The sequence below is a fragment of the Agromyces sp. CF514 genome (assembly GCF_900113185.1).
Taxonomy (GTDB): Bacteria; Actinomycetota; Actinomycetes; order Actinomycetales; family Microbacteriaceae; genus Agromyces.
The window spans coordinates 796,739-810,828 of record NZ_FOZD01000001.1; the positions used below are offsets into that span (position 1 = coordinate 796,739).

Consider the following 14,090-nt stretch of genomic DNA (forward strand, 5'->3'; position numbering starts at 1 on the left):
CACACCGAACACACCTGGAGAAGCACATGCGCACCACCACACGCTTCGTCGTCGCGGCCATCGCGACGTCGACCATCTTCGCCCTCGCGGGCTGCGCCGACGCGCAGTCGGCCGGCAGCGGCGAGACCACCGCGACCGTCGTCGACGGCGGGAGCCTCGCCTTCGCGATCGGGAACGACCCGATCTCGCTGAACCCCTCGGGCACGGGGTCGGGCAACGACACGCTCTACGTCACCCGTCAGCTCGTCGACTCGCTGCTCTACCAGAACCCCGAGACCGGCCGTCTCGAGCCGTGGCTCGCGACCGAGTGGAGCTCGAACGACGACGCGACCGTCTTCACGTTCACGCTGCGCGACGACGTCACCTTCTCGGACGGCACCCCCCTCACCGCGGCCGACGTCAAGGGCACGTTCGACGACATCATCGCCGCGGGCGCCGCGAGCCAGGCCTCGGCGCTGCTGATCGGCTACGACGAGACAGTCGCCGTCGACGAGCACACCGTCGAGGTGCACTTCAGCACCCCGAACGCCGCGTTCCCGAACTCGACCGCGACCGTCGCCCTCGGCATCGTCGGCGCCTCGACGCTCGAGACGCCCTACGACGAGCGTGCCGACGGCAAGGCGGTCGTCGGCACCGGCGCGTTCACGCTCGGCGAGTACACGAAGGACGTCGAGACCGTGCTCGAGCGCCGCGACGACTACGCGTGGGCGCCCGAGGCGCTCGGCAACGACGGAGCCGCGCACCTCGACGAGGTCGTGTTCCAGGTCGTGCCCGAGGCGAGCGTGCGCACCGGCAGCCTCACCTCCGAGCAGGTCGACGTCGTCGGCGGCGTGCAGCCGAACGACGTGCAGACCATCGAGGACGCCGGGTTCCCGCTCGTGTACCGCGGCAACCCCGGCGCGACGTTCGGCGTCTACTTCAACGAGTCGCGGCCGGCCGTCGCCGACCTCGACGTGCGTAAGGCGATCGCCGCGGCGATCGACCCCGAGGTCGTGCGCGACACCGCACTGAACGACCTGTTCGCCGTCGCGACGAGCTCGCTCGCGCAGACCACGCCCGGCTTCGCGGACGAGGGCGACGCGTTCGAGTACGACCCCGAGGCCGCAGCGGACCTGCTCGACGAGGCCGGCTGGACCGAGGGCGCCGACGGCATCCGCACGAAGGACGGCGAACCGCTCAGCCTGAAGCTCGCGTGGATCACGAACTTCGGCCCGAACCAGACCTCGCTCGAACTCATCCAGCAGCAGTTGAAGGAGGTCGGCGTCGAGGTCGAGCTCGTCGGCGGCAGCGTCCCCGAGTTCCTGAAGGTCCAGGAGTCGGGTGACTTCGACCTGTCGTGGCAGAACCTCTCCCGTGCCGACGGCGACGTGCTGCGCACCACGTACTCGATCGCGGCGAGCAACCGACTGCACCTCGACGACCCCGAGCTCGAGTCGCTCCTGCAGGAGCAGGCCGCGCTCGCCGACCCCGACGCGCGCGACGACGTGCTCGCCGAGGCGCAGGCCCGCATCGCCGAGCAGGTGCACCAGGTTCCCGTGCACGAGCTCACCTCGATCCTCGGCACGCTGCCGACGGTGCACGGCGTGAGCCTCGGCGCCGACTCGCGCCTCGACTCGCTCGTCGGCGCATGGGAGGAGGCCGAGTGACCGGCTACTACGAGCCGACCGATCGCAGCTACACCAAGGTCTACAAGGAGCACACGCCCGACATCCTGAAGGCGTTCGCCGAGTTCGATGCCACGGTGTTCGCCGCCGAGGGGCGCGAGATCCCGCTGAAGTACCGCGAGCTCATCGCGCTCGCCGTGTCGATCACCACGCAGTGCTCGTACTGCATCGACGCGCACTCGAAGAACGCGGTGAAGGCCGGCGCCACCGAGGCGGAGCTCGCCGAATCGGCGTGGGTCGCGACCGCGATCCGCGCCGGCGGCGGCTACGCGCACGGTCGGCTCGCGTTCAAGCTCTCGGGATTGCACGAACACTGATGAGCGAGACGCTGTTGACTGGGACGGTGAGTGAGACATCGGGCGAGGCGCGTGAGGATCAGGCGCCGGTCGGCGAGACCCTGCTCGAGCGCGAGGCGCTGCACTACATCCGCGAGCTGATCCGCATCGACAGCGTCAACACGGGCGACCCGCGCACCATCGGCGACGGTGAGACGCGGGCCGCCCGGCTCGTGCTGTCGGCGCTCGCCGAGGTCGGCCTCGAGGGCGAGCTCGTCGAGTCCACGCCGGGCCGCGGCAACGTCGTGGCCCGGCTTCGCGGGGCCGGGCCCGACGGAGGCCCGCCCGAGCGCGGCGCCCTCGTCGTGCACGCGCATCTCGACGTGGTGCCCGTCGACGGACAGGATTGGCGGCATCCGCCGTTCGGGGCCGAGATCCACGACGGCCTGCTCTACGGGCGCGGCGCGGTCGACATGAAGAACTTCGCCGGTGTGCTCGTCGCGGTCGCGCGCTCGTACGCCCGCGAGGGCTTCGTGCCGCCCCGCGACCTCGTCTTCGCGTTCTTCGCCGACGAGGAGGCAGGCGGCACGTGGGGTGCGAAGTGGCTCGTCGAGCACCGGCCCGACCTCTTCGCCGGCGCGACCGAGGCGCTCAGCGAGGTCGGCGGCTTCTCGGTGCCGATCCCGCCGGCCTCGCCTGGCGAACTCGGTTCGGAGGTTCCGGATGCCGCGGGGGCGCCCGATCGGCCGCGCCGCGCGTACCTCGTGGCCACGGCCGAGAAGGGCGTCGCGTGGGCGCGCATCACGGCTCGCGGCCGCCCCGGCCACGGATCGCGCCCGACCCCCGACAACCCGGTCGTGCGCATCGGGCGCGCGGTCGCGGCGATCGGCGACCACCGGTTCCCGTTCACGCGCACGCCCGCGCTCGAGGTGTTCCTGCAGCGCTTCGGCGAGGCTCGCGGTCAGGGGTTCCCGGATGCCGCGGCCGACGTCGAGGCCGAGCTCGCCGGGCTCGGCTTCACGGGTTCGCTGCTCGGGGCCGGCGCCCGCGACACGGCGTCGCCGACCGTGCTCGACGCCGGATCCAAGACGAACGTCATCCCGGGCGTCGCGACGGCGAGCCTCGACCTGCGCGTGCTGCCCGGCCACGAGGATTCCTTCATCGAGGAGCTGCGCGACGTCGTCGGGGCGGACGTCGAGCTCGAGGTGAGCACGTGGATCGCCCCGATCGCGTCGCCCGTCGATGCGCCGATCGTCGCGGCCATGCAGCAGGCGATCGAGGCCGACGACCCCGAGGGCCTCGTCGTGCCGTACCTGCTGCCCGCGAGCACCGACAACAAGCACCTGTCGCGGCTCGGCATCGCCGGCTACGGCTTCGTGCCCCTGCGCGTGCCCGACGGCTTCGACGTGTTCGGCCAGTTCCACACGGCCGACGAGCACATCCCGGTCGATGCGCTCGCGTTCTCGGCACGCGTCACGGAGCGGCTGCTCCGGCTCGCCTGACCCGAGGTCCGAGCGCCGGGCCCGCGCGCGGAATCCGTTCGCGCGCGGGAATCCCGCCGCACGGGGACTCCGGCGACCGAACGGGATTCCTGCGCGCCCGACGCCGGACATGTCGTCATGCGGCGCAATGCGACGGCCTGTTGCGCCGCCTTACCGATCGCGTCGACGACGGTCGCGACATCCGCCCCCCTCGACCTAGCTTCGAGGAATGCCGAACACGACGCCACGACGAGGGGAACGACGATGACGAGACTCATCATCGGCGCGATGGTGCGCGCGATCGGCGCCTACCCGTCGGGCTGGCGCTACCCCGGAGCGCACCGCGACCCCCGGCAGGACGCCGGCGTGCTCCGGCTCACCGCGCGCCTGGCCGAGGAGGCCCGCCTCGACTACCTGTTCTTCGGCGACTGGCTCGCGACGGGCAACGACCTCGAGCACCGCGACCCCTACCTGGTCGCGCGCATCGACCCGCTCTCGACGATCGCGCACCTCGCGGCCGTGACCGACCGCATCGGGCTCATCGCGACCGTCGACTCGACGTACGCCGACCCGTACACGGTCGCGCGGGCGACGGCGTCGATCGACCTGCTCTCGGGCGGACGGGCCGGGCTGAACCTCGTGACGACGGCGGATCCGCGTGCCGCCGCGAATCACGGCGTCGACTTCGAGCGCGTGAACGGCAGCCGGTACGAGCGGGCGGTCGAGTTCGAGACGCTGCTGCGCCGGCTCTGGGACTCCTTCGACGACGACGCGATCGTGGCGGATGCCGCGACGGGCCGGTTCCTCGCCCCCGGCAGCCTGCACGAGACCGCGTTCCGCGGCGAGCACGTGCGCTCCACGGGGCCGCTCAACGTGCTTCGCCCAGTGCAGGGCCACCTGCCGATCGTGCGCTCCGGGGCCTCGCCGCGGTCGCAGCTCATCGCGGCGCAGAGCGCCGACCTCGCGCTGGTCGCCGCGAACGACCTGGCGCACGCCGTGTCGGTGCGCGAAGAGCTGCGCGCCCTCGCCTTCGAGTCGGGGCGCGACGACCGCACGCTCAAGGTCATCGCTCCGGTACTGCCGATCGTGGGGGAGACCCGCGCCGACGCGCAGCAGCTGGCCGACGAGCTCTCGGAGCTCATGCAGATCGTCGAGGACTGGCCAGACGGCCCGCCGCCCGGATTCCCGGCCTCGCGGTCGCTCGCGAGCCTGTCGCCGCTCGTCGGCGTCGACCTCACCGGTCGCTCGCCCGACCTGGCCGTGACGCCCGCGATCGCGGAGCAGTTCGGCGCGGCCGGGCAGCAGCTCGTCGAAATCGTCGCCGAGCGCACCGGGCGCACGCCCGGCGGAACGCGTCCGCCGACGCTGCGACACCTCGTGGTCGCCGCGGCCGTGAACGCCCCGATCATCGTGGGCTCGGCCGACGAGATCGCGAGCGAGTTCGAGACCTGGGGCGATGCCGGGGCCGTCGACGGCTTCAACGTGCTCTCGGCCGTGCAACCCGCGCAGTTCGAGGCGTTCACCTCGCTCGTCGCGCCCGAGCTCGTGCGCCGCGGCGTGCTTCCCCCGGCCTACGAGGGCGAGACCCTGCGCGACCACCTGGGGCTCGCCCGCCCCGAGAGCCGCTTCGCCTACCCGAGCTACGCGGGCGCCCACATCTGAGCCGGCGCTCGCCGGCGCGAGCCCCGCGCCGCGCTCGTCGAGCGGCCCGGGCGCGAGCCCAGCGCCGCGTTGTTCGTGACCGAATGTTGCAGCCTGTGACCGTGTACGACGGGTGTCGCTTGTCGGCCGTCGGCGTCGGTCGTAGGTTCGACGCCTGACCGGCGAATTGGAGCATCCGTGATCGACATCGCAGCCCGCACCGACGTGCGCGAATCGGTGCGCACGGATGCCGCGTCCCACCCGATCTCCGACGGCCCGGCGCCCGACGGCACCGCGCCGCTCGCGCTGCTCACCGATGCCGGCCTCGAGGTGCCCGTGCTCGGAGGCGCCACGGTCCGCCACGTGAACCTCGACATCGCGGCATCCGCCCCCGCGTTGCAGGCCGTCGCCGCCCACGTAGTGCGCGTGCTGCCCTACTACTCGAGCGTGCACCGCGGCAGCGGGTACCCGTCGCAGGCCGCGACGGCGCTCGTCGAAGACGCGCGCGTGAGCATCGGCCGGCACGTCGGCGCGCGCGACGGCGACCTCGTGATCTTCACGCGCAACACGACCGAGGCGCTGAACCTGCTCGCGACCGCAGTTCCGGGCGAGACCGTGGTGCTCGACATCGAGCACCACGCCAACCTGCTGCCGTGGCGCGACCGGCGGGTCGTCGTCGCCAGGCCGAGCATCGCCGAGACGCTCACCGCCCTCGAGGCCGAGCTCGCCGCCCGCCCGGCCGCGCTGCTCTCGGTGACCGGGGCCTCCAACGTGACCGGCGAGGTGCTGCCGATCGCCGAGCTCGCGCGCATCGCGCACGCGCACGGCGCGCGCATCGCGGTCGACGCCGCACAGCTCCTGCCGCACCGACGCGTCGACCTCGCGGCATCCGACCTCGACTTCGTCGCGTTCTCGGGTCACAAGGCGTACGCGCCCTTCGGCGCAGGCGCGCTCATCGGCCGAGCCGACTGGCTCGACGCGGCGCCGCCGTTCCTCGCGGGCGGCGGTGCCGTCGACGACGTCGCACTCGACCGGGTCGCGTGGAAGACCGGACCCGACCGCCATGAGGCCGGCACGCCGAACGTGGTCGGCATCGCTGCGCTTGCCCGCGCGCTCGCCGAGCTCGAGCGCCTCGGCGACACCGCGCGCGAGGCGCACGAGGCCCGCATCACGGCGCGCCTGCACGAGGGTCTCGACGCCCTGCCCGGGGTGCGCGTGATCCGAGGCTTCGACGATGCCGACGATCGGCTCGGCATCGCGACGATCGAGCTCGAGCACGGCTCCGTCGGGCTCATCGCCGCCGCCCTCGGAGCCGAGCACGGCATCTCGGTGCGCGCCGGACGCTTCTGCGCGCATCCGTTCTTCGACCGCGTCTCGGCGCGCTCGAACGGCCTCCGGGCGAGCCTCGGCGCGGGCTCGACGACCGACGACGTCGACCGCTTCATCGCGGCGCTCGGGCAGCTCGTGGCCGACGGCCCGGCGTTCGAGTACTCGCGCACGCCCGAGGGCTGGTGTCCGGTTGGCGACGACCGGCCGCGGGCCTCGTTCGACTGAGCGCACCCGCACCGGCGCACGCGCGCACCTGCGCACCGGCCCGCGGGCGTGCGGCGAGCTCTCGGGCAGGCCTCGATACGATCGGCCCCATGGCTGCTGCGCGACACATCACCACCGGGTTCGGCGCGATCGCGATGCTCGCACTGCTGAGCGGCTGCGCCGTCAACGAGCGCGACCAGCAGCCGAGCGACCTCTCGGGCACCATCGACGGCTCGGGATCCTCGGCGCAGGCGTCGGCCCAAGACGTGTGGATCGCCGGCTTCCAGACCGCCAACGGCAGCACGACGGTCAACTACGACCCCGCCGGTTCGGGTGCGGGCCGCGACCAGTTCGTCGTCGGCGCGGTCGCGTTCGCGGGCAGCGACGCGGCCCTCGATCCCGGCCAGACGACCGGCGACGTCGGGCGCTGCACCGACGGCGCGGGCGCGGTCGACCTGCCGCTCTACGTGTCGCCCATCGCGCTCGCGTTCAACATCGAGGGGGTCGACGAACTCCGCCTCGACGCGGCATCCGTCGCCCGGATCTTCAGCGGCGACATCGACCGCTGGAACGACCCCGCGCTCGTCGCGCTCAACCCGGGCACGACGCTGCCCGACGCGCGCGTCACGGCCGTGCATCGCTCCGACGACTCGGGCACGACCGAGAACTTCGCCGACTACCTGCACGAGGCCGCGCCCGCGGAATGGCCGACGGAGCCCTCCGGCACGTTCCCGTACCCGGGCGAGGCGGCCCAGGGCAGCTCGGGCGTCGCCTCGGTGATCCGCGACGGCGTGAACGTCATCGGCTACCTCGACGCCTCGCGCGCGACCGGCATGACCGTCGCGCAGCTGGCCGTGGGCGACGCCTTCGTGTCGCCGACGCCCGACGCAGCGGCGGCGATCCTCGACGCGTCGCCCATGCAGCCGGGCCGCGCCGACGACGACCTCGTGATCGACATCGATCGGGCCACGGATGCCGCGGGCGCGTACCCGCTCGTGCTCGTGAGCTACGTGATCGCGTGCCGCTCGTACGTCGACGCCCAGGAGGGCGAGCTGGTGGGCGCCTACCTCGACTGGGTCGCGAGCGAGGCCGGGCAGCACGCCGCGGCGCAGGATGCCGGGTCGTCGCCGATCTCCGAGACCCTCCGCGCCCGCGTGCAGGAGGTCGTCGCCTCGATCGGCTGAATCGGTCGCGCAGCGGCCCGGCGTTCGTAGACTGGAAGGGTTCGACGAACGCGGGGAGACGAATGCAGGCGCTGACCGAGGCCGAGGTGCGCGACGCGTTCCGCAACGCGTCGGCCGCCGAACTCACGCAGCTCTCGTTGCCCGTCTCGTTCTTCGTGACCGAGTGGGCGCACCTCGACGCGTTCGCCTGGCGCGACCCGCGCATCGCCGGACGCGGCTACCTCGTGACCGAGCTCGACGGCGCAGCGGTCGGCGTCGTGCTGCGTGCGCCCTCCTCGAGCGGGTCGCACCACCGTGCGGCGATCTGCAACCTCTGCCACACGCAGCAGCCCGCCGACCAGGTCGCGATGGTGTCGGCCAGGCGCGCGGGCGCAGCCGGGGAACGCGGCGACAGCATCGGCGTCTACATGTGCAGCGACCTCGCGTGCCAGGAGACCGTTCGCCTCGGGAGGCCCGCCGCCCCGTCGGAGGTGCTGCCGAGCCTGCGCGAGCTCGAGCGCATCGAGGGCCTCGCGCGCCGCACCCGCGCGTTCGTCGCCGACGTGGTCGAGACCGGCTGAACTGGCGTAGGGGAGCAGGGCGACGATGACGTCTTCCGATGGTTCAGAGCTCGAGGCACGCGCGGCCGCGCTTCGGCGGATCGTCTACGGCACGCCCGACGGGTACGCGGGTCCCGCCGCCGCGGAGCTCGAGGCGGTCGAGTTCGAGCTCGGTCGTCGAGACTCGTCGCCCCGGGAGCCGTTGCCGTTGCCGTCGGCGTCGGCTTCGGCGTCGGCGTCGAGGAGTACCGGGCTGGGGCGCGACGACCCTCGGGGTCTCGACCAGGCCCCGGCCGATGCCCGGCTCGCCGGAGGCCTCGCGCTGATGGAGCAGGTCGACGCCGTCGGGGCGACGTCGGAGCGGCCCGACCTGCACGAGCCTCGGCACGGTGCGCGCCGGCGGGCGCTGATCGTGTGCGCGGTCGCCGCCGCCGTCGCGGCGGTCGCTTCGATCGGACCCCTGCGGGAGCTCACCGACCCGCCGAGGGGTCTCGCGATCTTCGACCGCGCGCCCGACCCGTCGCAGGCGCTCATCCCCGGTGCGAACGACATCCTGACGGCCGAGTCGCTGGCCTCGGTCAGGTACATCGGCACCGAGGTGGGGTACCGTGCGTGGGTCTTCCGCGATCGCGGCGATGTGTGCATGACGCTGCAGCGCGAGAACTGGGCCGGGGCGGGCACGACCTGCGTCGCGGAGGCGGAGTTCGCGCGCACCGGCATCCGCGAGGTCGTGCGGTACGAGCAGCTGTACGACCTGGCGCGGCCCGTCGGCGTCGGGCCCGGCGACGGCGTCGAGTTCGCGTGGACGGCGGAGTCGACCGGGCTCGAGTGGTCGATGCGCAGGTAGCACCGGCGCTCCGGATCGACTCAGCCGCGCTGTGTACACTCGGCGCTTGTGAGTCAGCATGTTCCGTTCGCGATGCCCGTGGGGCGTCAGGAGGTCGTCGGCGTTCTCCAAGCCGGCCTCAGAGGGCCGTCGCGCCCGTGACCTCTCGCGCCTCGGCGCGAACGAGCCGCGAGCCGCGCACGCGGCTCGGGCACCTCCTCCAGGAACATCCCGACGGGTCGCACGCGCGACCCGCAACGACGAAGGACTCATCACCATGCTCCCCATCGACGACGCGCGCATCCGCGCCTCGTTCATCAACGCCACCCAGCGCGAGCGCGCTGCGGTGACCCTGCCTGCGGGCTTCGCGACCCTCGACTGGGACGCGCTCGACTTCCTCGGCTGGCGCGACCCCAAGCTGCCGAAGGTCGGCTACGTCGTGGTCGAGGCCGAGGGCGGCCTCGTCGGCGTCATGCTGCGCGAGGCCGACGGCCGCATCCGCACCAGGCCGCAGTGCTCGTGGTGCGCCGACGTCACCCTGCCGAACGACGTGGTGTTCTACACCGCCAAGCGCTCCGGGGCCTCCGGGCGCAACGGCAACACGGTCGGCACGTTGGCCTGCGCCGGCTTCGAGTGCTCGCGCAATGCGCGCCGCCTGCCGTCGGTGGCCTACGTCGGGTTCGACGTCGAGGCCGCGCGGCAGCGGCGCATCGAGGCGCTCCGCGAGCACGTGGCCGGCTTCGTGCACACGGTGCGCGAGGGATCCTGACCGCGCCTGCTCAGGCGAGGCGGATGCCGCGGGCCGGCGCCCAGGCGTCAGTGCGCGGCATCCGGGGACAGGGGCTCCAGCGTCGCGCGCTTGGCCGCGCGGCCGTCGCCCGACGACCGGCCCGTGAGGCGGCGGCCGATCCACGGCAGCACGAACTCGCGGTAGTAGGCGGCCGTGTTGCGGCTGCGCGGGCCGGCCGGCGCCGCGGCGACCTCGGCGACGCCCCACTCCTCGGGCACGGGCACGCCGATCGCCGTGAGCACGTTGCTCGCGACGCGCGCGTGCCCGAGCGAGTTCAGGTGCAGCTTGTCGGCCGACCAGTACCGGATGTCGCGCAGGCCCCGGTCGTTGAAGTTGTCGACGAACGTGACGCCGGGCACGTCGGCGAGGTCGACGAGCGCCGTGGTCAGCCGAGCACCCCGGGCATCGAAGACCTTGCCGAGCGGGAGGTGCTCGGTGGGGTTCGCACCGCTCAGCATGAGCACGTGGATGCCCTCGTCGCGGATGCGGTGGATCGCCTCGCGGAAGCGCGCGGCGGTGACCTGCTCGTCCATGCGGGGGCGGAGCATGTCGTTGCCGCCGCCGTTGAAGCTCAGGAGCTCGGGCTTCAACGCGATCGCCGCCTCGAGCTGCTCGTCGATGATCGGCCCGAGCTTGCGGCCCCGGATCGCGAGGTTCGCGTAGCCGATCGGTTCGCGCGCCGCGATCGCGAGGCCCATGGCGACGAAGTCGGCCCAGCCGCGCACGCTGCCGTCGGGCAGTTCGTCGCCGACGCCCTCGGTGAAGCTGTCGCCGATGGCCGCATAGGAGTGGAACATGCGCTCAACGCTACCTTTCCGAGGTGACGGCGCTCGCCGTGGCGATCGCACCGGCTCCCATGGCGCGGCGACCGGCTCGGCACTAGGCTCGGCGCAAGTGGGTCAGATGTCCCACTCTGACGCTTCCTTCGATGGCGAGGTTCCAGTGGTCGACGCACGCATGCCCGAGTTCCCCCGCGGCTTCCGGTGGGGTGCGGCCACGGCCGCGTTCCAGATCGAGGGGTCGACCACGGCCGACGGGCGAGGTCCGAGCATCTGGGACACCTTCACCGCCGAGCCCGGCCGGGTGGTCGACGGCTCGAACGCGCTGGTCGCGTCCGACAGTTACCGCAGGTACCGCGACGACATCGCCCTGCTCGCCGAACTCGGCGCGACCGACTACCGGTTCTCGATCTCGTGGCCGCGCGTGCAGCCCGTGGGCTCCGGGGCGGCCAACGCCGCCGGACTCGACCACTACGAGCGGTTCGTCGACGCGCTCGCCGAGGCCGGCATCGCGCCCCTCGCGACGCTCTACCACTGGGACCTGCCGCAGCCGCTCGAAGACGCCGGAGGCTGGCTCGTGCGCGACACCGCCGAGCGCTACGCCGAGTACGTCGGCCTCGTGCTCGACCGCCTCGGCGACCGCGTCGACCGCTGGATCACGCTCAACGAGCCCGCGATGACGACGCTCGAAGGGTATGCGCTCGGCACGCAGGCGCCCGGGCGCACGCTCATGCTCGGTGCGCTGCCGACGGTGCACCACCAGTTGCTCGGGCACGGGCTCGCGGTCGCCGCGATCCGCGCCGCCGGCACGGCGGAGGTCGGCATCACGAACAACCACACCCTCGTCGTGCCCGCGTCGGACCGGCCGGCCGACCTCCTGGCCGCCGGCGCGTTCGACATCGTCTACAACCGCATCTTCATCGACCCGGTGCTCACGGGCGCCTACCCCGACCTGTCGGCGTTCGGGCTCGAGCGGTTTCCCGGACTCGAGCCGGGCGACCTCGAGGTGATCTCGGCGCCGCTCGACTTCTACGGCGTGAACTCGTACAACCCGACGTACGTCGCGGCACCCGCCGAGGGCTCGGAGTTCGCGCTCGCGGGGCTGCCGTTCGAGCCCGTCGCGCCGCCCGAGGGCACGCCGGTCACGGGCTTCGACTGGCCCGTCGTTCCCGAGGCATTCACCGAACTGCTCGTGGGCCTCCGCCGCGACTACGGCGACGCGCTGCCGCCCGTGGTCGTCACCGAGAACGGCGCCTCGTACGTCGACGAGGTCGTGCCGGGCGACGACGGCGAGCCCGCGGTGCACGACGACGAGCGCATCGCCTACCTCGACGGGCACCTTCGGGCGGTCGCCGAGGCGATCGACCAGGGCGTCGACGTGCGCGGCTACTTCGTGTGGTCGCTCGTCGACAACTTCGAGTGGGCGCAGGGCTACACGCAGCGGTTCGGGCTCGTGCACGTCGACTTCGAGACCGGCGAACGCACGCGCAAGGACTCGTTCGACTGGTATCGGAGGGTCATCGCCCGGCAGCGGCGCTGAGCGGCCCGGTCGAACCCGCGCGGCTCGGGCGAACACGGGGTGCTCGGGCGAACGCGCGGCTCAGGCGAACGCGCGGGGCTCAGGACGATCGGACGCCGTTCCGACCTGAATCGGGCACGTTCGCCTGAGGGGGGCGCGCGTGTCTTCGGGCGCACGGATGCCGCGGTCGAGCGGATGTCGCGGGCGAGCGGATGCCGAGGGCGCGCGCTCGCGGCTACTGCACCGCGAGCAGGGCCGCCCAGAGGTCGGCGCGCGCGTGGAAGCCCGAGAGGTCGCGCTCGAGCAGGCGCTCGGCGAGCGCGATGCGGCTGCGCACGGTGTGCCGGTGCACGCCGAGCTGCTGCGCGGTCGCGTCGAACTGGCCGCCGTGCTCGAGCCACGTGCGCACGGTGTCGACGAGCGTGGTTCCGGATGCCGCGTCGTGCTCGACGAGCGGCGCGAGCGTCGCAACGGCGACCGCCCTGGCATCGGTGCGCGCGAGGAACGCGAGCACGCCCTGCCGGCTGATCTCGTCGAAGGCGACGACCCGGGCCCCGGAGCCGGCCTCCCGGGCGCGTTCGAGCGCACGGAGCGCCTGCTCGTGCGCGGCGGCGAGGCCCTCGATCGGCACCGCGTCGGAGACCCCGACCGGCAGGTCGAACTCGGCGCAGAGCTCGTCGGCGATCGCCTGGTCGGCCGCCTCGAGCACCAGCACGATGAGTTCGCCGTCGCGCGCGAAGAACAGGCGGCCGCCGCGCTCGTCGACGCGGAGCTCGAGCAGCTCGGTCAGGCGGTCGATCGCGTGGGCCGCGGCATCCGTCACCGCGACGCGCACCGGGGCCTCGGGAAGCGGGCCCCACATCTCGGAGGCGACCCGCTCGGCCAGCGACGTGTCGCCCGCGAGCAGGCTGCGCAGCAGGCCCGTGCGCAGGTGGCCGCGTGCACGGTCGAGGTCGCGGTTCTGCTCGAGCGAGAGCCCGGCGAGCGCGATCACCGAGGTCACGACCTCGCGTCCCGCCTGGTCGAGCTCGGGGGAGTCGCCCACGGCGAGCACGCCACGGAGTGCGCCGCCCGAGCCGAGCGTCTGCATGGTGACGTGCTGCGGGTGCCCGGTCGACTCGCCGACGAGCACCGTTCGGCTCGCGCGCTGTCCGCGTCGCAGCATCGAGCGGGCCTCGCCCACGACCTCGCCGAGCGAGGGCTGGCCGAGCGCGCCCTGGGGCGCCTCACGGTCGAGGGCGCCAGTGGCGTCGACCAGCCCGACCCACGTGCCGAGTCGCTGCGAGAGCTCGGCGAGCGTCGCGGTGAGGCCGTCGGGGCGCAGGGCGGCACGCGAGATCGCGCGCTGCGCCGAGAGCGCCCAGGCCTGCCGCGCGTAGGCGTCTTCGGCGAGCAGGTCGGCGACGAGCTTCGCGATCGCGATGAACGGCACCCGGTAGGGCACCTCGAAGAGCGGGAGTCCGAGCTCCACGCAGGCGTCGACGAGTGCTGCGGGCGTGCCGGCGCGGATCACCTCGGTGCCGAAGCCGAGGGCGGCGACGCCTCGGTCGCGCAGGCGCTGCACGTACGCGCGTGCGAAGCCCTCGGCATCCGCCCTCGCATCGTCGTGCTCGAACTGGGTGCCGGTCGTGAGCAGCACCTGGCCCTCGTCGAGGAACGGCGCCGGGTCGGCGAGGTCGGAGCTGTGCGCCCAGACGACGGGCGCGACGAGCGCTTCGGCGGGCAGGGCGTCTGCGGGGGTCAGCAGTCCGAGGGCGAGCTCGGGGCGGTCGAGCAGGGTCTGCACCGTCGGCTGCACGTCGCCACCCTCCGCTCGGGCATGTACGTGGTGTCGAACATGCAGCCCCGAGTGTACATGC

General features: G+C 73.2%; 12 protein-coding genes. 10 read left to right on the forward strand and 2 right to left on the reverse strand.

Features of this window, described 5'->3' with window-relative positions:
- Positions 1–26: 26 nt before the first annotated feature.
- From BM342_RS03510 to BM342_RS03550, 9 genes are all read left to right on the forward strand, one after another.
- On the forward strand, positions 27–1,646 hold the full coding sequence (locus BM342_RS03510; RefSeq protein WP_092964107.1) for an ABC transporter substrate-binding protein: 1,620 nt from the start codon (positions 27–29) through the stop codon (positions 1,644–1,646).
- A complete protein-coding gene (locus tag BM342_RS03515) occupies positions 1,643–1,981 on the forward strand; it encodes a carboxymuconolactone decarboxylase family protein (protein WP_092964108.1) in 339 nt (112 codons plus the stop codon). Before BM342_RS03510 ends, BM342_RS03515 begins: the two co-directional genes overlap by 4 nt.
- Before the next feature lie 26 nt (positions 1,982–2,007).
- A complete protein-coding gene (locus BM342_RS03520; protein WP_255368482.1) occupies positions 2,008–3,441 on the forward strand; it encodes a M20/M25/M40 family metallo-hydrolase in 1,434 nt (477 codons plus the stop codon).
- A gap of 243 nt (positions 3,442–3,684) precedes the next feature.
- Complete coding sequence (locus BM342_RS03525; RefSeq protein ID WP_092964110.1) at positions 3,685–5,082, forward strand: NtaA/DmoA family FMN-dependent monooxygenase; 1,398 nt, start codon at positions 3,685–3,687, stop codon at positions 5,080–5,082.
- A gap of 177 nt (positions 5,083–5,259) precedes the next feature.
- Positions 5,260–6,615: an aminotransferase class V-fold PLP-dependent enzyme gene (locus BM342_RS03530; RefSeq protein ID WP_218154891.1), complete on the forward strand. Its 1,356-nt coding sequence runs from the start codon at positions 5,260–5,262 to the stop codon at positions 6,613–6,615.
- Positions 6,616–6,704: 89 nt separating this feature from the next.
- Positions 6,705–7,778, forward strand: coding sequence for a phosphate ABC transporter substrate-binding protein PstS (locus BM342_RS03535; RefSeq protein WP_092964112.1), 1,074 nt, complete (start codon positions 6,705–6,707; stop codon positions 7,776–7,778).
- Between the two features lie 62 nt (positions 7,779–7,840).
- Positions 7,841–8,338 (forward strand): FBP domain-containing protein, encoded by a 498-nt coding sequence (locus tag BM342_RS03540; RefSeq protein WP_092964113.1) that lies wholly within the window; start codon positions 7,841–7,843, stop codon positions 8,336–8,338.
- Positions 8,339–8,363: 25 nt separating this feature from the next.
- The gene (locus BM342_RS03545; RefSeq protein ID WP_092964114.1) at positions 8,364–9,164 is read left to right on the forward strand and encodes a hypothetical protein; all 801 of its coding nucleotides are present in this window, start codon (positions 8,364–8,366) and stop codon (positions 9,162–9,164) included.
- Positions 9,165–9,420: 256 nt separating this feature from the next.
- Positions 9,421–9,912, forward strand: coding sequence for an FBP domain-containing protein (locus BM342_RS03550; protein WP_092964115.1), 492 nt, complete (start codon positions 9,421–9,423; stop codon positions 9,910–9,912).
- A gap of 47 nt (positions 9,913–9,959) precedes the next feature.
- On the opposite strand, the gene BM342_RS03555 is transcribed toward BM342_RS03550, so the two are convergent.
- A complete protein-coding gene (locus BM342_RS03555) occupies positions 9,960–10,730 on the reverse strand; it encodes an SGNH/GDSL hydrolase family protein (RefSeq protein WP_092964116.1) in 771 nt (256 codons plus the stop codon).
- 145 nt (positions 10,731–10,875) lie between these two features.
- Here BM342_RS03555 and BM342_RS03560 point away from each other — a divergent pair, with 145 nt between their 5' ends.
- Positions 10,876–12,252, forward strand: coding sequence for a GH1 family beta-glucosidase (locus BM342_RS03560; RefSeq protein ID WP_255368483.1), 1,377 nt, complete (start codon positions 10,876–10,878; stop codon positions 12,250–12,252).
- Positions 12,253–12,466: 214 nt separating this feature from the next.
- Here BM342_RS03560 and BM342_RS03565 read toward each other — a convergent pair whose 3' ends face one another.
- A complete protein-coding gene (locus BM342_RS03565) occupies positions 12,467–14,029 on the reverse strand; it encodes a PucR family transcriptional regulator (protein ID WP_092964117.1) in 1,563 nt (520 codons plus the stop codon).
- Between the last annotated feature and the right edge of the window lie 61 nt (positions 14,030–14,090).

What these genes read in the sequence shown, in the direction of transcription:
- BM342_RS03510 (WP_092964107.1), top strand. Translation starts at nt 27, where the DNA reads ATGCGCACCACCACACGCTTCGTCGTCGCGGCCATCGCGACGTCGACC.
- BM342_RS03525 (WP_092964110.1), top strand. Translation starts at nt 3,685, where the DNA reads ATGACGAGACTCATCATCGGCGCGATGGTGCGCGCGATCGGCGCCTAC.
- BM342_RS03535 (WP_092964112.1), top strand. Translation starts at nt 6,705, where the DNA reads ATGGCTGCTGCGCGACACATCACCACCGGGTTCGGCGCGATCGCGATG.
- BM342_RS03540 (WP_092964113.1), top strand. Translation starts at nt 7,841, where the DNA reads ATGCAGGCGCTGACCGAGGCCGAGGTGCGCGACGCGTTCCGCAACGCG.
- BM342_RS03545 (WP_092964114.1), top strand. Translation starts at nt 8,364, where the DNA reads ATGACGTCTTCCGATGGTTCAGAGCTCGAGGCACGCGCGGCCGCGCTT.
- BM342_RS03550 (WP_092964115.1), top strand. Translation starts at nt 9,421, where the DNA reads ATGCTCCCCATCGACGACGCGCGCATCCGCGCCTCGTTCATCAACGCC.
- BM342_RS03555 (WP_092964116.1), bottom strand. Translation starts at nt 10,730, where the DNA reads ATGTTCCACTCCTATGCGGCCATCGGCGACAGCTTCACCGAGGGCGTC.